Annotated in this window: 19 protein-coding genes; 4 read left to right on the top strand and 15 right to left on the bottom strand. The window is 62.3% G+C overall.

The features are described from left to right. Window positions 1-51: 51 nt before the first annotated feature. Window positions 52-2,799: a bifunctional acetate--CoA ligase family protein/GNAT family N-acetyltransferase gene (locus C6V82_RS07035; RefSeq protein WP_102588996.1), complete on the top strand. Its 2,748-nt coding sequence runs from the start codon at window positions 52-54 to the stop codon at window positions 2,797-2,799. A 78-nt stretch (window positions 2,800-2,877) separates the two neighbouring features. Here the strand turns inward: C6V82_RS07035 and pdxH are convergent, their stop codons facing one another. The 4 genes from pdxH to C6V82_RS07015 form a co-directional block, all read right to left on the bottom strand. Then, window positions 2,878-3,519 carry a pyridoxamine 5'-phosphate oxidase gene (gene pdxH / locus C6V82_RS07030; protein ID WP_102589036.1) on the bottom strand — a complete coding sequence of 214 codons (642 nt, stop codon included), beginning with the start codon at window positions 3,517-3,519 and terminating at the stop codon, window positions 2,878-2,880. A 94-nt stretch (window positions 3,520-3,613) separates the two neighbouring features. Then, window positions 3,614-4,015: a DUF2069 domain-containing protein gene (locus C6V82_RS07025; protein ID WP_102588997.1), complete on the bottom strand. Its 402-nt coding sequence runs from the start codon at window positions 4,013-4,015 to the stop codon at window positions 3,614-3,616. Then, entirely contained in the window at window positions 4,012-4,638 is a 627-nt protein-coding gene (gene wrbA, locus C6V82_RS07020) for an NAD(P)H:quinone oxidoreductase (protein WP_102588998.1), read from the bottom strand. The genes C6V82_RS07025 and wrbA overlap by 4 nt, the downstream gene beginning before the upstream one ends. A gap of 83 nt (window positions 4,639-4,721) precedes the next feature. Next, window positions 4,722-5,192, bottom strand: a complete 471-nt coding sequence (locus tag C6V82_RS07015; RefSeq protein WP_102588999.1) for a gamma-glutamylcyclotransferase family protein — start codon at window positions 5,190-5,192, stop codon at window positions 4,722-4,724. A 142-nt stretch (window positions 5,193-5,334) separates the two neighbouring features. Here C6V82_RS07015 and smrA point away from each other — a divergent pair, with 142 nt between their 5' ends. Further along, window positions 5,335-5,952, top strand: a complete 618-nt coding sequence (smrA, locus tag C6V82_RS07010) for a DNA endonuclease SmrA (RefSeq protein WP_102589000.1) — start codon at window positions 5,335-5,337, stop codon at window positions 5,950-5,952. A gap of 113 nt (window positions 5,953-6,065) precedes the next feature. Here smrA and C6V82_RS07005 read toward each other — a convergent pair whose 3' ends face one another. From C6V82_RS07005 to metH, 4 genes are all read right to left on the bottom strand, one after another. Further along, on the bottom strand, window positions 6,066-6,587 hold the full coding sequence (locus C6V82_RS07005) for a DUF934 domain-containing protein (RefSeq protein WP_102589001.1): 522 nt from the start codon (window positions 6,585-6,587) through the stop codon (window positions 6,066-6,068). After that, window positions 6,580-8,232 (bottom strand): nitrite/sulfite reductase, encoded by a 1,653-nt coding sequence (locus C6V82_RS07000; protein WP_102589002.1) that lies wholly within the window; start codon window positions 8,230-8,232, stop codon window positions 6,580-6,582. Before C6V82_RS07000 ends, C6V82_RS07005 begins: the two co-directional genes overlap by 8 nt. 130 nt (window positions 8,233-8,362) lie before the next feature. Next, a complete protein-coding gene (locus tag C6V82_RS06995; RefSeq protein ID WP_102589003.1) occupies window positions 8,363-9,691 on the bottom strand; it encodes an MATE family efflux transporter in 1,329 nt (442 codons plus the stop codon). Between the two features lie 54 nt (window positions 9,692-9,745). Continuing rightward, on the bottom strand, window positions 9,746-13,489 hold the full coding sequence (gene metH / locus C6V82_RS06990; protein WP_102589004.1) for a methionine synthase: 3,744 nt from the start codon (window positions 13,487-13,489) through the stop codon (window positions 9,746-9,748). A 230-nt stretch (window positions 13,490-13,719) separates the two neighbouring features. On the opposite strand from metH, the gene nfuA reads away from it, so the two are divergent. Continuing rightward, window positions 13,720-14,310: a Fe-S biogenesis protein NfuA gene (gene nfuA, locus C6V82_RS06985; RefSeq protein ID WP_102589005.1), complete on the top strand. Its 591-nt coding sequence runs from the start codon at window positions 13,720-13,722 to the stop codon at window positions 14,308-14,310. Window positions 14,311-14,351: 41 nt separating this feature from the next. On the opposite strand, the gene C6V82_RS06980 is transcribed toward nfuA, so the two are convergent. After that, window positions 14,352-15,434 carry a DNA-binding protein gene (locus C6V82_RS06980; RefSeq protein WP_102589006.1) on the bottom strand — a complete coding sequence of 361 codons (1,083 nt, stop codon included), beginning with the start codon at window positions 15,432-15,434 and terminating at the stop codon, window positions 14,352-14,354. A 261-nt stretch (window positions 15,435-15,695) separates the two neighbouring features. Between C6V82_RS06980 and C6V82_RS06975 the strand changes: the two genes are divergently transcribed. After that, complete coding sequence (locus C6V82_RS06975) at window positions 15,696-16,121, top strand: SufE family protein (protein WP_102589007.1); 426 nt, start codon at window positions 15,696-15,698, stop codon at window positions 16,119-16,121. Here the strand turns inward: C6V82_RS06975 and C6V82_RS06970 are convergent. From C6V82_RS06970 to C6V82_RS06945, 6 genes are all read right to left on the bottom strand, one after another. Continuing rightward, a complete protein-coding gene (locus tag C6V82_RS06970) occupies window positions 16,091-16,477 on the bottom strand; it encodes a ribbon-helix-helix domain-containing protein (RefSeq protein ID WP_102589008.1) in 387 nt (128 codons plus the stop codon). The genes C6V82_RS06975 and C6V82_RS06970 overlap by 31 nt on opposite strands. A gap of 108 nt (window positions 16,478-16,585) precedes the next feature. Beyond that, the gene (locus C6V82_RS06965) at window positions 16,586-17,170 is read right to left on the bottom strand and encodes a DJ-1/PfpI family protein (protein ID WP_102589009.1); all 585 of its coding nucleotides are present in this window, start codon (window positions 17,168-17,170) and stop codon (window positions 16,586-16,588) included. A gap of 114 nt (window positions 17,171-17,284) precedes the next feature. Then, the gene (gene yidD, locus C6V82_RS06960; RefSeq protein WP_102589010.1) at window positions 17,285-17,641 is read right to left on the bottom strand and encodes a membrane protein insertion efficiency factor YidD; all 357 of its coding nucleotides are present in this window, start codon (window positions 17,639-17,641) and stop codon (window positions 17,285-17,287) included. Between the two features lie 7 nt (window positions 17,642-17,648). After that, window positions 17,649-18,110 (bottom strand): phosphoribosyl-AMP cyclohydrolase, encoded by a 462-nt coding sequence (gene hisI / locus C6V82_RS06955; RefSeq protein WP_102589011.1) that lies wholly within the window; start codon window positions 18,108-18,110, stop codon window positions 17,649-17,651. Between the two features lie 66 nt (window positions 18,111-18,176). Continuing rightward, window positions 18,177-18,629, bottom strand: a complete 453-nt coding sequence (locus C6V82_RS06950; protein ID WP_102589037.1) for a Fur family transcriptional regulator — start codon at window positions 18,627-18,629, stop codon at window positions 18,177-18,179. A 45-nt stretch (window positions 18,630-18,674) separates the two neighbouring features. Next, window positions 18,675-19,697: an alpha-L-glutamate ligase-like protein gene (locus C6V82_RS06945; RefSeq protein WP_102589012.1), complete on the bottom strand. Its 1,023-nt coding sequence runs from the start codon at window positions 19,695-19,697 to the stop codon at window positions 18,675-18,677. Between the last annotated feature and the right edge of the window lie 2 nt (window positions 19,698-19,699).

Here is a 19,699-nt window from a genome sequence, read left to right as displayed (position 1 = left end):
CATCTCGGCAATCAGCTATTCTTAAAGCCATTTATCCCATCGGAGAGTCTCTTGAGCACCCGATTTCTGCGTCACTTCTTCGAACCCGGCACCATTGCCGTGATTGGTGCCTCGGAAAAGCCCCATTCCCTGGGAGGCCTGGTGATCCGCAATCTCCAGGAGGGTGGGTTCCCGGGCGAGATATGGGCGGTCAATCCCAAGGGATACGATAGCGTATTTGGCCAGCCTGCCTTCTCACGCGTGTCGAAGTTGCCCGGTGTGCCAGACTTGGCGGTGATCTGTTCCCCGGTGGACACGGTGCCTGGGCGGATTGCCCGGCTTGGACGTTTCGGCGTGCGCGCGGCACTGGTGCTGTCCGGCGGGTCGCACCTCGACGATGCCCGCGATGGCAAGGCGTCGATTCGTCACCGCATGCTCACCGCGGCGCGGGAATCCGGCATTCGGGTGTTGGGTCCCGAGTGCATGGGCCTGATCGTGCCGGGGCGGAAGCTCAACGCCTCCTATGCTAATCGACCGATCAAGGCAGGGCGGGTGGCGTATCTCGGCCAGTCGGGCATGCTCGGCACGGCAATGATCGATTGGGCGGCGGGGCGTGGGGTCGGCTTTTCGCACCTGATCACGCTTGGTGACAGCGTCGATGTGATGCTTCCCGACTTGCTCGACTACATCAGTCAGTTCTCACCGACCCAGGCGGTGCTGCTGCACCTGGAAAAGATTCTCGACGCGCAGCATTTCATGACCGCGCTGCGTGATGCCTCGCGAAATCGCCTGGTACTTGCCATCAAGAGTGGCCGCACGCCGCAATCCGACCTGACAGGGCTTGCCCCGACGCCGGGGGTTGCCAATCGTGATCAGATATTCGACGCCGCCTTCTCGCGCGCCGGCGTCGTGCGAGTCAACGATTCCGATGAACTGTTCGACGCGCTGGAAACCCTGTCACGCATGAAACCGTTGCGCGGCGACCGGCTGGCCATCGTGGCCAATGGCCTTGGGCCCGCGATGCTCGCCATCGACAAGTTGATCAGTGCCGGTGGCCGCTTGGCCGACTTCAGCGAGACCACCAGGTCCGCCTTGTGTCGCGATGATTTCGACATGAGCAAACCTGGCGAGAATCCGGTGGACCTGGGGGGCAACGCGACCCCCGAGAAGATGGTGGATGCGCTGGAAATCGTTGCCGGGGATCCAGGCGTGGACGCTGTGCTGGTGGTTCATGCCCCTACCCGCATGGCGCCCTCGAAGACCACGGCTCAGGCACTCATCGCCAATCGCAAGCGCTTCCGGCGCAACCTGCTGACCAGTTGGATGGGCCTGGAGGAAGCGCTTGGGGCGCGCCACGAGAGCAACCTCGCCGGCATTCCGACCTATATCTCACCGGAAAAGGCCGTGAAGGCGTTCATGCACATGGTCAACTACCAACGCGTTCAGGCCCTGTTGCAGGAAACGCCCCCCAGTTTGCCGTTCACCACGACCCCCGAGATCCGCCTGCGCTGCAGGTCCTTGATCAACGCCGCCAAGGCTGCCGGACGCGAGAGCCTGACCCACTCAGAGACAGCCCAGGTGCTCGAGGCCTATGGTATTCCAGTGGCACCGCGTCGCTACGTTCATACGCCGGAGGATGCGGCACAGGCAGCGACCGAACTGAGCGGCCCGCTGGCCATGAAGGTCATTCACGAAGGCAACTGCTGGCCGTTTCGCTACCGCAAGCATCCTCATCGCATTTCGGCCGGGTTGCTGCAGGATTTGCGCAGCCCTGAACAGGTCGCCGACGGGGTGGTACAACTGGGCGACAAGGTTGCCGAAAAATATCCCGGCTTCACCATCCATGAGTACTGTCTGCAGCCAATGCAGCGGGGCAAGCAATCGCTACAGATATGCGCCGGCATTACCCGCGACCCGGTATTCGGGCCGGTGATCGTATTCGGCATTGGCGGCTACAAGGTGAATATCCTCGCCGACCGTCAAGTGGCCTTGCCGCCGCTCAATATGCGCCTGGCCGAGGACATGGTCGGGCGTACCCATGCCGCGCGGCTGGTGCGGGAACACGCAAACGAGCCTGAACGTGATATCGAGCGACTCTGCCAGATGCTGGTCAAGCTCTCACAGATGGCGAGCGATCTGCTGGAACTTCGTGGTGTGGAGATCAACCCACTGCTGCTCAATCGAGATGGCATGCTGGCACTGGATTTCGCCATGGACCTCGGGACACCGGCGCGCTTTGCGATCATGCCCTATCCGGAAGAGCTGCGTGAGTGGGTCACGCTGAAAAACGGCTGGAACGTGGAAGTACGCCCGATTCGTGCCGAAGATGCCCCACTGATCACCAGTTTCCATACCCGACTGTCGGAGGAGAGCATTCGCTTCCGATATTTCCACAACAAGTCGGACCTGACCCAGCGCGACCTGTCCATCCTTTCGCACATCAACTACGACCGGCAGATGGCCTTCATCGCCGAGCATCGTCTCGAAGATGGCAGCAAGGAGATGCTGGGTGTGGTGCGAGTGTGGAACGATCCTGACAATATCCGCACCGAATTCTCGGTGATCATCCGCGATGACATGCAGGGGCTGGGGATTGGTAGCCTGCTGATGAACAAGATGATCGACTACTGCACTAGCGTCGGCACGCTCGAGATGATTGGCAAGATCATGGTCGACAACCACCCGATGCGCTCACTGATGAAGCACCTGGGTTTCAAGCAGCGCTACAACATGGAAGAGCAGGTGGTCGATGCGGTGTTGCGGCTCAACGAGCCGGAAAGCGAGTGGCAGCGTCATCGCCTGGAGAGTCAGCCAGACTGACGCTGCCTGGCGTAGAACCATCTCGCCCTTTCGGATCACAGGGGCGAGAAGGGTTCGAGAGGCCAGTATCTACGTCAATCAAGGCGCCAGGCGGAAGTGGTGCCAGTTGCCGTCGCGTCGTTCATAGCGGATGCGGTCGTGCAGACGGCTGGGTTGGCCCTGCCAGAACTCGATCATGTCGGGTATCACCCGGTAGCCGCCCCAATGCACCGGACGCGGGATGTCCTGCCCCTCGTAGGCTTGCTCGAAGCGGTGCTTGCGTTCCTCGATCCAGGTACGATCGGGAATCACCACACTCTGCGTGGCGATCCAGGCGCCCAATTGGCTGGCGCGGGGCCGGCTGGCGAAATAAGCGTCGGATTCCGAGGTGCTGACCTGCTCGACACGCCCCTCGACACGCACCTGACGGGACAGTGTCGGCCACCAGAACACCAGCGCGGCATGGGGCACGTTGGAGAGCTCACTCCCCTTGTGGCTGTGGTAATTGGTGTAGAACACCATGCCCTGGTCATCGATGCCCTTGAGCAACACCAGGCGAGCATGGGGAAAACCGCGGCTGTCGACAGTAGCCAGTGTCATGGCGTTGCCGTCGTCACCCTCGCTTGCGAGTGCCAAGGCGAACCACTCGTCGAACAATTCCATGGGGTTGTCGGTGATCTGGGCAGCCCCCAGCTCGCCACCTTCGTAATCGCGTCGGATATCGGCGATATCGCGTGTCATGGTGTTCTCCTCGAAAATATCCTTCATGGTCGCCGCTTCGGGCATCGAGCTCAACACCCTTGAACGCCGCTTCGTAGACCAAGCTTGGCTAAGCTTATGAATCGCTAAAGGCCTTCATCTGACGGCTGCGGAAGCGCGCATACCCCATGCAACCGGTGAACAGGGCAAGCGACACCAGGGATTCGGCGAGTCCTCGAAGCCCCTGACCTGGCAGCGTGGCGATCATGACCCCCTGGGTAAAGTAGAGCAGGCTGACGAAGGATAACCAGGCATGTCCGCGTGGACGCCGGCCGATGATCGACGGTAGAAACAATACCAGCGGCAGGGCGAAGGCAACGAGCGGCATCCACGGGTTGGCCTCGGTGTCCACCAATACACCGCGATAGAGCATCAACGCCAGCAGCAGCGCATAGCTGCCGATCACCCACCGGCGTGAGCGAGCGGTCAGGTCGTCGAGCCCACGGCGGGCTTCAAGGGCTTCCAGCCACTGTCTCATCCGTGCGCCTCCAACGGCGGTTCTCTGAGTGCCAGTGCCAGGCGCGCCAGGCGTTTGCCCTGGGCACGCACCAGCTGACGTTCGTGATCATCCAGTGGCCGGTCGCTGCGCTTGCCGGCAAGGTGACTGGCACCGTAAGGCGTGCCGCCACTGGTGGTCTCCATCAGTTCGATTTCGCTATATGGCAGACCGGCGTAGACCATGCCGTGGTGCAGCAACGGCAGCAGCATGGAGATCAGCGTGGTTTCCTGGCCGCCGTGCAGGCTGGCAGTGGAGGTGAATGCGGTGGCTGGCTTGTCGATCAGTGCGCCACCCAGCCACAACTCGCTGGTGCCATCGATGAAGTATTTCAGGGGGGCGGCCATGTTGCCAAAGCGGGTCGGACTCCCGAGTGCAAGCCCCGAGCAGTGGCGCAGGTCATCCAGCGTCGCATAGATCGCGCCTTCCTCGGGAATCTCCGGATCAACGGCTTCGCAGGTCGCGGAGACGGGGGGAACCGTGCGCAGGCGGGCCTTGATGCCACGGGTCGACTCGACGCCGGCAGCGAGTTGTTCCGCCATGGCACGCGTGGCGCCATGGCGCGAATAGTAGAGAATCAGCACGTAGGGCAGAGAGGCGCTCATCGAAGCTCCAGCGGCAGGTGGTCAAGGAGTGGACATGCGAGTGCGGTCCGGCGGTTGACATTGTAGAGGGCCGGGATGTGGCCTCACAACCGCGCGAGACGTGTGGGGATAGCGGCGTCCTCGCCTTGGCGAGCCGTTTCGGGCAGGCGACGGTACACCCAGGCCTCGCGCCCATCGTCGAGAGTCTGGCGAATGCGTTCATAGCGTATGCCGAGCCGTTCGTAGCGGTCGAGTCGGGCAAGTTCATCGGCGCTGACGACGATCACTTCGCCTTCGACCCGCGCGCCGGGGGCGGAAACAAGGTCGAGTCGTTCGCGACGAAAGCCGTCGAGTATTGCGGGTTCACTCGACATGGCACGCCCGGTCACCAGCCAGCGCACCACCGACGAGCGCAGGGTGCCATAGACGAACACCGTATGAGGTCCTTCGCTTACGGTCGGCAGATGGGCGGGTCGCTCATAGGTGAAAGGGCTGAGCATGGTCAGCCACAACCAGAATCCCGCCGCTAAAGGCAGGCTGACCAGGGTCAGCAGCAATAATCGACATCGGGTCATGTCATCATCCCTGAGTGGGTGTACCAGCGATCATCCTGCCAGTCGATTGATCCGCTGTCCCCCCTTAAGCCGGGGTGATCGCTCTGCTAGGATGAGGTGGCTCGCTCAGCGCGAGATCAGCCAACTGACCTGGAGGTGGCTCATGACGCAATCGGTGCGCAACGATTCGGACCGTGATCAGAGGCAGGATCAATCCTTCAGGACACTGATGGGCGATGTGAGGCCGATCTCACGGGCGCGCAACCGCGCCGATCCGGGACGTGCGTCGAAGGGTCCCAGCGATGCGCAACTGGCCAGGCGCGAGAGCGCCGCCGCCGAGCCCGGTGGACGTGACTTTCTTTCCGACGATTTTGTCGATCTGGTGCCACCGTTCGACCCGCTGGAGTATCGCCGCGACGGCATCCAGCATGGCGTGGTCGATCGACTGCGCCATGGCGGCTATGCCGTTCAGGCCCAGCTCCATCTGCTGCGCCGGCCCCTCGAGGAGTGCCGGAGAACCCTGCCATCCTTTATCCAGGACGCCTATGCGCATGATCTGCGCTCGGTGCTGGTCATCCATGGACGTGGTCAGTCGATCGACAGTCCGCCCAATGTGCTGCGCTCGTATCTCGCCAAGTGGCTGGTGCAATTTCCCGAGGTGCAGGCCTTTGTCTCGGCAAGCCAGGCAGATGGTGGGCTTGGCGCCACCTGGGTGATGCTGCGCAAGAGCGACCGTGCGCGGGCCAACAATCGCGAACGCCAGCAGAAGCGCAGAGGCTGAGCGGGGCATCACGAAAAGGGCCCGGCATTGAGCCGAGCCCTTCGTTTGGATGATACGGGCGACCTGGTCCGAGCTACATGGCGTATCCAGCATCATGTGCCGACACAAGATGCTCAGGCGTGGCCGTTGCCCTCGCGAAGGCGGCGCTCGAACAGCGCTTCCCTGACGTCGACCGCCGGCTGGTAGCTGACGCTGAAGGCCCCCAAGGCGCGCAGGGCGTCCTCGAGGTGCTGATCGTCGCGCAGTGCCAGCGCATCGAAACCGCAGCGCGTCATGTAGAACAGCTGGTCGACCAGCACGTCGCCGATGGCGCGAATCTCGCCCTCAAAGCGATACCGCTCGCGCAGCAGACGCGCCAGCGTATAGCCGCGTCCGTCGGTGAAGGCGGGGAAGTCGATGGCCACCAGAGGGGCGCTGGCGAGCTGGCCGGCGAGCTCATCCGAGAGCTCTGTGTCGCTTGAAAGCCACGGTGCCAGGGCCTGGTCATCGGCATTGGCTTGCCACAGTGACAGCGGCACGATGACCGGACGGCGGGTGGGCAGTGCGTCGTCGATACGTGACAGCGCCCACTCGTCCTGCTCCGGCTGGCCCATCTTGATCAAGGTCTGGGTGTGCTGCAGTTGAGCGTCAGGCATAGACACGCTCCTTGAATGGCTTGTGGCCGATGCGCCGATAGGTATCGAGGAAGCGTTCGTCTTCATGGCGCTGGGCCACATAGACCTGCAGGACCTTGTCGATCACCTCGGGAACGTCCTCGCGGAAGAAGGACGGACCGAGGATCTTGCCAAGCGAGGTATCGTCGGTGGAGCTGCCGCCCAACGAGACCTGATAGTACTCCTCACCCTTCTTGTCGACGCCCAGAATGCCGATGTGGCCGACATGATGATGGCCGCAGGCGTTCATGCAACCCGAGATATTGAGGTCGAGCGGGCCTATGTCATACAGGAAGTCGAGATCCTCGAACCGCTCCTGAATGGCTTGTGCGATGGGGATCGACACCGCATTGGCAAGTCCGCAGTAATCGCCGCCCGGGCAGCAGATGATATCGTTGAGCGTGCCCACCGTCGGGTTGGCCATGCCCAGTGCCTCGAGCTCACCCCACAACGCCTCTACCTCATCGACAGGCACATCGGAGAGCACCAGGTTCTGCTCGTGGGTCACGCGAACTTCGCCGAAGCTGTAGCGCTCGGCCAGGTTGGCGATCGCGTCGAGCTGGTCGGCGGTGACATCGCCCGGCGCATGCTCGCGGCGCTTGAGCGAGAGTGTCACGGCCTTGTACCCCGGTACCTTGTGCTCGGTGACGTTGTTGGTCACGAAGCGTGAGAAGGCTCGGTTGTCGGCGCGAAGCTTCTCGAACGCGGCGATGGCGTCATCGCTGACGGTGCGGCGCTCGGGCTCGACGAAATGCGTCCGTGCGGCATCCACCGCAGCCTGGGTCAGGGTCTGGGGGCCATCCTTAAGATGCACCCACTCGGCATCGACACGCCGCCGGAACTCCTCGATGCCCAGTGCCTTGACCAGAATCTTGATGCGCGCCTTGAACTTGTTGTCGCGCCGACCGAACTGGTTATAGACCCGTACGCAGGCCTCCAGGTAGGTGAGCAGGTGGCGCCAGGGCAGATCCTCGCGAACCGTTTCGGCGATCATCGGCGTACGGCCAAGCCCCCCGCCCGCCAGCACCTTGACGCGCAGTTCGCCCTGATCGTCATGCCACAAGCGCAGACCGATATCGTGGACCTGGATGGCGGCGCGGTCAGCACTGGCACCGGATACCGCGATCTTGAACTTGCGCGGCAGGAAGGCGAATTCCGGGTGCAGGGTCGACCACTGGCGAATCAGCTCGCACCACGGGCGTGGATCCTCGACCTCGTCGGCGGCAATGCCGGCGAACTGGTCGCTGGTGGTATTGCGGATGCAGTTGCCGCTGGTCTGGATGGCATGCATCTGCACCTCGGCAAGATCACCGAGGATCTGCGGGACATCCTCGAGCTTGGGCCAGTTGAGCTGCAGGTTCTGGCGCGTGGTGAAGTGCGCGTAGCCGCGGTCGTAGCGCCGCGTGATCTCGCCCAGGCGGCGTAACTGCGGGCCTGAGAGCATGCCATAGGGAATAGCGATGCGCAGCATCGGGGCATGCTTCTGGATGTAGAGGCCGTTCTGCAGACGCAGCGGGCGGAATTCCTCTTCCCCCAGGCGGCCGCTCAGGTGGCGCTCCATCTGGTCGCGGAATTGCACAACGCGCTCATCCACGAGGGTCTGGTCGTAGGTGTCGTACCGATACATTCTGGCGATCCTGCTAGTCAGGGCGAATCAATATAGAGCCGTGGAAGCACGATACTCCTCTCTCTATATACTTGGAAAGAATAAATGATTATATTTTTTATATCATTTGTAATTAAGGGCGCTAGGTAGATCATACACGAAGTCGTTGCCACCGCCGACGCTGCCAGATCAGTCCGAACCACATCGAGTTGAGGCATCGGTAGCCAAGCTGGACCCACCAGATGCCGACGAGACCTTGCTCCAGCCCCACGCCGACCCACCAGGCCAGTGGCAGAAAGACCAGCCACTGCAGGCTCAGCGTGGTGGTCATCACGATGCGGTTGGCGCCAGCCCCCAGCAGGGCCTGCCCGAGCACCAGGGCAGCGGCATCCAGCACGATCATCAGTGCGGTCAACTGCAGCGGCAACCGTCCCAGGGCAATGAGTGCCGGGTCGTGAACAAACAAGCCGAGCACGGCACTGGGGAACAGCAGCATCGGCAGGGCCAGAACCGCCAGGCATACCCAGGCGAGATTGACCACGTCCCATCCCCAGCGATGGGCATCGCCCAGTTCGTCGCGACCCAGGGCCTGGCCGACCAGGCTCATCGCCGCCATGCCCATGCCGACGCCCGGCAAGATCAGCAGCAGGGAGAGATTCACCAGCACATGGCCCACGGCCACGCTCGAGGTGCCGATCTGGCCGAGAATCCAGAACAGCGCGGCATAACCGCCGGCAAACCACAGCTGTTGAAAGGAGTGCGGAGCTGCCAGTTGCAGCGTCGTGACGAAGGTGCGTTGTCTAGGCAGCCCGGCGAGAAAGCCGCTGGATCTGGCGCGGCGCAGGCTGATCAGACACCAGATGCCGAGCCCCGCGAACAACGAGAGCGTGGTTCCGGCGCCCGCGCCCGCCGCCCCCATGGCGGGCAGGCCCAGGTAACCGAAGATCAGTACGACGCTTGCGGCGACATTGATGACGTGCATGACCAGGATGATGCGCAGGTAGATACCTGTCTGCTGGATGCCATTCCAGTAGCCCCGGAAGCAGAAGATCATGGCGACCGCCAACAGCGAGACGACGCGCCAGCGAAAGTACTCCACCGCCACGGCATTGACAGCGGGGTCTTGGTTGATCAGCGCCAGCAGGCGCGGGGCCTGCCACAGGCACAGCAGGCTCACCGGGAGCGCAATGACTGTTGCGATCACGAGTCCCGCATTGAGCGCCATGGCGAGCCGCTGCCAGGCCTTCTCGCCATGTCGTCGAGCAGTCTGTGCCTGCACCCCGGAGGAGAGGCCGAACAGCAGCGCGGTGATCAGGAACATCGCGTAGCCACCAATTCCCACGCCAGCCAGCGGCACCTCTCCCAGGGAGCCGACCAGGGCGGCATCGATCAGGTTGATCAGGCTTTGCGACAGCATGCCGGCGATGATCGGCAGCGCAAGGCGCAGGATGGTCTGGCGTCGGGTCGGCTCGGGTAGCATCCGGGGTCCGCTGTTCGGGGCATGCCGGCCCGCCGTTGGCGGGCCGTATCCTGGTCAGGCCGGGTCGTAGGAGAGCACCGGCGACAGCCAGCGCTCGAGTTCCTCGAGTGGCATGCCCTTGCGCTGGGCCAGTGCCTCGACCTGGTCGCGGGTGATCTTGCCGGTGGAGAAGTACTTCGACTGCGGGTGCGAGAAATACCAGCCCGCGACCGCCGCCGCTGGCCACATGGCGAAGTTCTCGGTCAGCGCCAGGCCAGTGTTGCGTTCGGCATCGAGCAGCCGGAACAAGGTCGCCTTTTCGGTGTGATCGGGGCAGGCCGGATAGCCCGGGGCAGGGCGGATGCCCTGATACTTCTCGGCGATCAGCGCGTCGTTGTCGAGGGCTTCTTCCGGCACGTAGCCCCAGAATTCCTTACGTACCCGCTCGTGCATGCGCTCGGCGAACGCTTCGGCGAGGCGGTCGGTCAGCGACTGGACGAGGATGGCGTTGTAGTCGTCACCGGCGGCCTTGTACTGCTCGGCGAGTTCTTCCACGCCGTGCCCCGTGGTTACCGCGAAGCCACCGATCCAATCCGGCTTGCCGTGTGGCGCGCCATCAACGGCAAAGCGCGGCGCGATGAAATCAGCAAGGCTATGGCAGACCCCATCACGGTTTTTGGTGCTCTGCTGGCGGATATGGTGCAACCGCTCGAGCACTTCGCTGCGTGACTCATCGGTGTACACCTCGATCTCGTCGTCGTCGATGCAGTTGGCTGGCCACAGGCCAATCACGCCACGCGCCTGGACGCGCTTCTCGCCAACAAGCTTTGCAAGCATCGCCTGGGCGTCACGAAACAGGTTGCGCGCGGCCTCGCCGACCACCTTGTCGTCGAGAATCTTCGGGTACTTGCCGGCCAGCTGCCAGCTCATGAAGAACGGCGTCCAGTCGATCCGCTCGATCAGCTCTTCGAGGTCGTAGTCATCGAATACCTTGAGCCCGGTCATCGTCGGGCGCGGCGGTGTGTAACCGGCCCAGTCGATGGGCAGTTTGCGCTTGCGCGCCTCAGCGTAGCTGAGATCGGCGGCCTTTGGGCGACGCTTGGCATTGCGTTCGCGCACCGTCTCATACTCGCTGCGTATGTCCGCGACGTAGGCTTCCTTGAGCCCGGGGGACAACAGCTTGCCTGCCACGCCGACGGCGCGCGAGGCGTCCGCCACGTAGATTACCGGATGTTCGTAGCCCGGCTCGATCTTGACCGCGGTGTGCGCCTTGGACGTGGTGGCGCCGCCGATCAACAAGGGCAGGGCGAAGCCCTGGCGCTGCATCTCCTTGGCCACATGCACCATTTCATCCAGCGACGGGGTGATCAACCCGGACAACCCGATGATGTCGGCATTGACCTCGCGGGCGGTCTGCAGGATCTTCTCGGCGGGTACCATCACGCCAAGGTCGATCACCTCATAGTTATTGCACTGCAATACCACGCCGACGATGTTCTTGCCGATATCGTGGACATCACCCTTGACCGTGGCCATGACAATCTTGCCCTTGGCCTGGGCGCCCTCGCTCTTCTCGGCCTCGATATAGGGAATCAGGTAGGCCACCGCCTGTTTCATGACGCGCGCCGACTTGACCACCTGGGGCAGGAACATCTTGCCAGCGCCGAACAGGTCACCGACCACGTTCATGCCATCCATCAGCGGGCCTTCGATAACCTCGATGGGGCGCGTGGCACGCTGGCGAGCGAGTTCGGTATCTTCCTCGATGAAGGCGGTGATGCCCTTGACCAGCGCATGCTGAATGCGTTTTTCCACTTCCCAGCTGCGCCATTCAAGGTCTTCCTTCTTGGCCGCGCCAGAGCCATCGCCCTTGTAGCGGTCGGCCATGTCGACCAGCCGTTCGGTGGAGTCGCTACGGCGGTTCTGCACCACGTCTTCCACGGCCTCGCGCAGCTCCTCGGGCAGGTCATCGTAGACGGCCAGTTGGCCGGCATTGACGATGCCCATGGTCAGGCCGGCGCGAATCGCATGGTAGAGGAACACCGAGTGGATCGCCTCGCGCACCGGGTTGTTGCCGCGAAACGAGAAGGAAACGTTGGAGACGCCCCCCGAGACCATCGCGTGGGGCAGGTGCTCACGAATCCAGCGGGTCGCCTCGATGAAGTCCACGGCATAGTTGTCGTGCTCCTCGATACCGGTGGCGATGGCGAAGATGTTGGGATCGAAGATGATGTCTTCGGGGGGGAAGTCGAGCTCATCGACCAGCAGCCGATAGGCGCGCTGGCAGATTTCGGTCTTGCGCGCGAAGGTATCGGCCTGGCCCTGTTCATCGAACGCCATGACCACTATCGCGGCGCCATGCCGGCGGCAGATGGTGGCCTGTTCGCGGAACGATGCCTCGCCTTCCTTCAACGAGATCGAGTTGACCACCGCCTTGCCCTGTACGCACTTGAGGCCTGCCTCGATGATCGGCCACTTGGACGAGTCGATCATGATCGGCACACGGGCGATATCGGGCTCGCCGGCGATCAGGTTGAGAAAGCGCACCATGGCTTCCTCGGACTCGAGCATGCCCTCGTCCATGTTGATGTCGATGACCTGGGCACCGTTCTCGACCTGCTCGAGCGCCACTTCCAGGGCAGTGGTGAAATCCTCCTCGACGATCAGGCGCTTGAATCGCGCCGAACCGGTGACGTTGGTACGCTCGCCGACATTGACGAACAGCGATTCGGCGGTGATGTTGAATGGCTCGAGCCCCGACAGGCGGCAGGCCCTTGGGCGTTCGGGGATCTGGCGTGGTGTCACTCCCTGGATCGCCTGGTGAATCGCGGCGATGTGTTCCGGGGTGCTGCCACAGCAGCCGCCGATGATGTTGACCAAGCCGCTTTCGGCGAATTCGGCGACGATGGCCGCCATCTCCTCGGGGGTCTGGTCGTATTCACCGAACTCGTTGGGTAACCCGGCGTTGGGGTGGGCGGACACGAAGGTATCGGCCTTGGTGGCGAGCTCCTCGAGGTAGGGCCGCAGCTCCTCGGCGCCCAGTGCACAGTTCAGGCCCACCGACAGCGGACGGGCATGGCGGATCGAATTCCAGAACGCCTCGGTGGTCTGGCCTGAGAGGGTTCGACCGGACGCATCGGTGATGGTCCCGGAGATCATCACCGGGAAACGCTCCCCGAGTGCCTCGAAGAGCTCCTCCAGGGCGTAGATCGCCGCCTTGGCATTCAAGGTATCGAAAATCGTTTCAATCAGGATAAGGTCGCTTCCGCCCTCGATCAGGGCCTCGGCGGCTTCGTAGTAATTGTCGCGAAGCTCATCGAAGGTGACGTTGCGCTTGGCCGGGTCGTTGACGTCCGGGGACAGCGACGCGGTGCGTGACGTGGGGCCGAGAACGCCGGCCACGTAACGCGGTACGCCGGTCTCGGCGGTCACGGCATCGCATACCTCGCGAGCCAGTCGTGCCGACTCGCGATTGAGCTCCACCACCAGCGCCTGCATGCCGTAATCGGACTGGGAAAGCTGGGTACTATTGAAAGTGTTGGTCTCGACGATGTCGGCGCCAGCCTCGAGATACTGGCGATGGATACGCGTCACCAACTCAGGGCAGGTCAGCACCAGCAGATCGTTATTGCCCTTGAGGTCGCTCGGCCAGTCGCTGAAGCGTTCGCCACGGAACTCCTCCTCGGAGAGTCCGGCATTCTGCAGCATGGTGCCCATGCCGCCGTCGAGCATGAGAATGCGACGGGACAGATCGTCGGTCAGGGAGGCGGCCCGAGTCGAAGTCCGAGTCGAGGAGAGAGCAGTGGAAACAGCGGCCATGGGTCGGAACAATCTCCAGGGTGAGGTCAGCCGTGCATGGTAACAAATGGCGGCGCTTGCGGGCAGGGGGGCGTGGCCGCAAAGACCAAGCACAACAGTCGGGATTGTCTCGCCGCGTCGCCTCGCTTACCATTGGGGCATGACATTTCCGGCGAGCGACGCCACATCCCGCAACACGAGTTGTCTCGTGCCGGGGCGCGCCGCCGCCGCGGCCGACCAGTGAGAATCCGATGAGCGACAATATTCAGATCACCGAAAGCGCCCAGGACTACCTTGCCGAGCTGCTCGAAAAGCAGAGCGTCGAGGGGATCGCCGTGCGTATCTTCATCACCCAGCCCGGCACGCCCTACGCCGAGACCTGTCTCGCCTACTGCCGCCCCGGTGAAGAGGAGCCTACCGACGAGCCGCTGGAACTGCCCAAGCTCAAGGTATACCTCGACAAGCACAGCTTGCCGTTTCTCGACGACGCGGTGGTGGACTTCAATGCCGACCGCATGGGCGGCCAGCTGACCATCAAGGCACCCAATGCCAAGATGCCCAAGGTCAATGCCGACAGCCCGCTGGAGGACCGCGTCAACTACATCCTCTACAGCGAGATCAACCCCGGGCTTGCCTCCCATGGCGGTGAGATCAAGCTGGTGGAGCTGACCGAGAACCAGGTGGCGGTGCTGGCCTTCGGGGGCGGCTGCCAGGGCTGTGCCGCGGTCGACCTGACCCTCAAGGATGGTGTCGAGAAGACCCTGATGGAGCGAATCCCGGAGCTTGCGGGTATTCGCGACGTCACGGATCACACCGACACCACCAACGCCTATTACCGCTGATTGTTGAGAGTTGAGTGTTGAACGCTGACAGCTGACCCTGATCAGTCGGGAGTGCGCCCAGGTTCATTGTCCTTGGGCGCATTATTCTCTGGTTCAGCATCCTTTGGTGTATTGCCCTTGGTTTCAGGCGAAGGCTCCGCTACGGCGGGGCCTTCGGTGTTTTCCGGCGGGCTCTGCCACAAGCAGCGATGTAGCTGGGCTTCCAGGTCACGCAGCCGGCGTGCCTGATCCTCGAGAAGCCGTTTTTGTTCGTCGATCCGCGCCTGCAGCAGGGATTGTTCATGCTCCCGGGTAAGTGACTGCTCCTCGGCCCGGCTACGTGCCCAACTGGTTTCGCGGTGGCGCTTTTCCTCTTCGCCAAGCAAGGCGCGTGCTTCCTGAATCTGGCGTTCCAATTGTTCCTGGCGCTTCTCCAGTTGGCTGACGCGCGCCGCATGGCCTTTTTCCGCTGCCTGGCGTTCCCGTCGGGCTTCGTCCAGTAGGCCCATCAGCCGAGCCTCGGCGCTTTCATGGCGATGTTCTTCCTGGGCGAGGCGCTCGCGATGCTGGGTTTCCAGGTTGGCGAGTGCCTGTTGGTGGTCGCTCGAGGCGGCCTCCTTCTGCTGTTGAAGTCGTGACAATTGAGCTTCGAGCTTGTGATGGTTCGCGCCAAGTTTCGTCACCTGCTCGGCCAGGGCGTCTCTCTCCACTTCACTGCGCGCCAATGCATTGCTGCGCTCTTCAAGGCGTTGCTCGGTGTTGGCCAGATGAGTGGCCAGCGCCGACTCACGCTGCTCGGCATCCTCTGCCTGGCGGCGAGCCTGGGCAAGGGCGGCATTGGCCTCTTCCACGCGGCGTTCGGCTTCTTCACGGTAGTGGCCCAGTGCCTGGTTGGCAGCTTCCTGGGCGCTTTGCCACAACGTTTCGGCGAGTTCCTGCAGCGCTGCCGGCATGCCTCGTGGCGGAGGTACGTCCCGGTTCGCCTCGCGATGGGCTCGCCATTCGCGCAGATGGTCGCTAATGGTGGTGAAACTGCCGGTTCCCAGCACTTCACGGATCTTCTGCACGCTGGGCGTCTCACCCCGGGCCAGCAGGTCATCGATTGCCCGTTGCACATCCTCGTACTGCACCCCGCTGCGGGCCATCTGCTTATCCTTGTCTGTGGTCTTTCTGGTGGTGAAAAAGGCGTCCAACTTGCAGAGCAGAATAGCGATTCGCGTTCGAGAAAGGAAGTCATTACATATTACATATAACGTAATTTACATTACTTTATGAATAGATTAACGGTGATGCTGGTTGCAATGATCCACAAGGCGATCATCTTCTGGCCATGCGTGACCCGACAGGTGCGGACGAAGGTCGGTGTGAGTCGGTATAATGTGGCAAGAATCCTCTAGGGAGTTGCCATGACCACTGAAACCACTGCCGAGCAGGCTCAGCAGGCGCTGCTGGAAGAATTCGAGATGTTCGACAACTGGATGGACCGCTACCAGTACATCATCGATATGGGCAAGCAGTTGCCGACATTTCCGGAGGACTGGAAAGTCGATGAGTACAAGATTCAGGGGTGCCAGTCGAATGTCTGGATCGTCCATCGAGAGGAGGGCGAGGTGATCCACTTCGACGCGGTATCGGATGCCGCTATCGTCTCGGGACTGATTGCGGTGTTGATGCGTATCTACAATGATCGCCCGGCCACTGAAATCCGCGAGACAAGCACGCACTTCCTTGGTGACCTGGGGCTCGACAAGCATCTCTCGCCGACGCGCAGCAACGGCTTGAGCGCCATGCTCAAGCGAATCTACAGCGTGGCCGAGCAGGCCAGCGTCTGATCTTGCTGCGACAACCGGCGCGCATGCTCCCTGTGGAGAATCGCTTCGGCATCCAGGTCGCCGATCGGTGCGGACGTGGTGGGGATGTCACCTGCCAGTTGCAGTGTCAGATAGCGGCCGCAGCAGACCCTCAGGAATGATGCAAAGTTTTCGAGATCATGACCCGCTTCCGCGGATTCACGCGACAGGCGGGAAATCAGTTGGGTGAGGGTCAGGTCGTCACGTTTGCTGATCTCCTCGAGCACGCTCCAATAGAAGCTTTCGAGCCTGACACTGGTACACACGCCATCGAGGCGCATCGAGCGAGTATGCGCTTCCCACAAGACAGGGTCTGCACCAACGAAGAGCCTGCACATGATCCGGTCCTCCCTTCGGTATTGCACCGGCACCAGCGCCGACGACCGATGCTTGGTCGCCAGCGTGGATAGTGTGGTTGATGACGCCCCCTGGCGCGAATATCGCCGTTATGCGTGGCTGATGCGCGTGCCAAGCAGCGCCAGGTACTGTGCGATCCACTCGGGGTGCGCGGGCCAGGCCGGGGCACTCACCAGGTTGCCTTCCGTCACCGCCTTGTCGACGGGGATATCGGCATATTCACCCCCGGCAAGCTCCACCTCGGGGCGGCAGGCGGGGTAGGCCGCGCAGGTGCGCCCCCCGAGAACCCTGGCGGCCGCCAGAAGCTGCGCGCCGTGGCAGATTGCGGCTACCGGCTTTTCGACGCTGAAGAAGTGGCGAACGATCTCGATGACTCTTGGATCGAGGCGCAGATACTCCGGCGCGCGGCCACCGGGGATCACCAATCCATCATAGTCATTGACGGCGATGTCGTCGAAGCTGGCATTGAGAGCAAACCGGTGGCCAGGCTTTTCGGTGTAGGTCTGGTCGCCTTCGAAATCGTGAATGGCAGTGGCGACCGAATCTCCGGCGCGCTTGTCGGGGCACACGGCATCGACGCGGTGGCCGACGGCCTGTAGCGCCTGGAAGGGCACCATGGTCTCGTAATCCTCGACGAAATCACCGCAGATCATCAGCAATCGTTTGGCAGACATTAGCGTTCTCCTGATGGGGTTGTGGTCAGGTAACGCATCGAGTCTGGCACGCAGGCGGGGCAGGGGGGTGGTAGCCCGCTACTACAAAGGGGGGTGACGAAAAGGGGGTGGCGCCTAGCCATCACGTGCATCCGAGTGCCGGTTGGGCTTGCAACGGTAATGCTCGTCGAGCTCCGGGTCATCCTGGCAGAGCCGTTCGCTTGGCCCGCCAGGCACCGGATCCAGCCCACCGTCACATCCGGGGTGGCAGCGGGCGATGCGCCGCAGAGCGAGCCAGCCACCTCGGAAGGGGCCGTGTACCTGAATGGCTTCCACGGTGTAGTGCGAACAACTCGGCCAGTAGCGGCATCGGGGGCCAAGCAGGGGGCTAAGCGTCAATTGGTAGAGTCTCACCAGACCAATCATTGGCCAGGCAAGGCTGCCACGCACACCCCGAGCCAATCGCGGGAACCGGGCGGCGAGCTTGCGCATGACCCGTTCAGCCCTGCTTGCCGGCGCCGTAGAGCGTCGCGGGGTCGATCAGCGGGGCGCTGTTGATTCGCGCTTGGCAGGCATCGATTCCGATATCGAAGGCCACGTAGAAGCAGCTGCGCCGACCGGTATGGCAGGCAGGCCCGGTCTGGTCGACCTGAAGCAGCAGGGTGTCGCCGTCGCAATCCAGTGCCGCGGCTATCAGGTGCTGTTGCTGACCCGAGCTCTCCCCCTTGCGCCATAGCTTTTGCCGGGAACGCGACCAATAACACACGCGCCCGGTTGCCAAGGTCTCGTCGAGCGCTGCGCGATTCATCCACGCCATCATCAATACCTCGCCACTGTCATGCTGCTGGGCAATAGCGGGCATAAGACCGTCAGTATTGAAATGAATCGCATCGAGAATCTCTTCGAGTGAGTGATGGCTGCCTCTCTCGGCGAGTTCGAGTCGCTTGAAGGTGTCGCTCATGGCGGAGTTCCGTTCAGAATTCAGGTGTCACGCATTGCAAGGCATCGGATCACGCAAGGCATCGGATCACGATTGGGCAATACCGGCACGGCAAGCTTCACAGCTGCCCAGTAGCTCAATGGTCTGCCGCTCAACGCGAAAGCCGAGCTCACGAGCACGCAAGGCGAGTTGCGCATCGACATCGTCCAGATGCAGCTCCTCCACAAGGCCGCATTGCTTGCAGATCAGCAACTGGAAGCCATGCACATGTTCGGGGCAGGGGCACGCCACATAGGCATTGAGGGATTCGATACGATGCACAAGGCCCTGGTCGATCAGGAACTCCAGGGCACGATATACCGTCGGCGGCCGGGCCGCGGCATGCTCGGTGGTCAGTTGGTCAAGCAGGTCGTAGGCCTTCAAGCCGCCCGTGGTAGCGGCGATCATCTCGAGCACGCGACGCCGAATTGGCGTGAAACGGGCGCCACGCTGCTCACATTGCCGCTCTGCCTGGCGCATCAGGGTGCGAGTGTCATTCATCGTGTTCATTCTACGCATCGCCGCAGGTGCTGACCAATCGCACCCTCAACGTGTGTCTGCCTGCGGGACATTCGTCGGCGTCTGACGTCCCTCGTCGCTGCGCTCGAGTTCGCTGCGGCGGGCGAAGTGGCGCTTGGCGAAGTCCACACGGGCTTCGGGTGTCTGTCCTTCGGGTTGGGCCTCGATCAGATCGAGGCGTCGTCGCAGGCCCTCGCCATTGGCCATCTGAATAGCGAGGCCGGGGCGGGCATTCAGTTCCAGCAGCATAGGTCCATGATCGCGGTCGAGTACCATGTCGGTGCCGATGTAGCCAAGTCCGGTCATTTCGAAGCAGCCCGCCGCCAGCACCAGCAGGGTATGCCAGTCTGGAATCCGCAGGCTTGCCAGCTCATGTCCAGTGTCGGGGTGGTCGTGGCGTGTTCGGTCGAACTGAACGCCGCGAATCGCCGCGCCGGATGAGATATCCAGGCCAACCCCCACCGCCCCCTGGTGCAGGTTGGCCTTGCCGTCCGAGGCGGCTGTGGAGAGCCTCATCATCGCCATCACCGGGTATCCCTTGAACACGATCACGCGGATGTCCGGCACCCCTTCATAGGTGTATTCGGCAAGCCTTTCGTCGAAGTTGATCAGCGCCTCGATCACCGCGACGTCCGGAGTACCCCCAAGCGAGTACAGCCCCGATAGGATATTCGACACATGACGCTCGATATCCTCCAGGGTCAGACGCACGCCGCTTGGCTTGATGTAGGCATCCTGGTCGGTGTGTTCGATCACCAGGATGCCCTTGCCGCCACTACCCTTTGCCGGCTTGATGACGAAGCCGGCATGCCCCTCGAGCATGTCGCGAATATGCTTGACGCCGAATTGGGTGGTGACCGTGCCGATCAGGGCCGGCGTGGTGATGCCATACTCCTGAGCGAGCAGCTTTGTCTTCAACTTGTCATCTACCAGAGGGTAGAGGCGACGATTGTTGTAGCGGCCGATGTAGCGGATGTTGCGTCGGTTCATGCCGACGATGCCCTTGATCCGCAGTTTTCCCGGCGACGTCCAGCCAGCCAGAGCTTTCATGG

Source organism: Halomonas urumqiensis, from assembly GCF_003028575.1.
Lineage (GTDB): Bacteria > Pseudomonadota > Gammaproteobacteria > Pseudomonadales > Halomonadaceae > Halomonas > Halomonas urumqiensis.
This window is presented reverse-complemented; position numbering and strand designations above follow the sequence as displayed.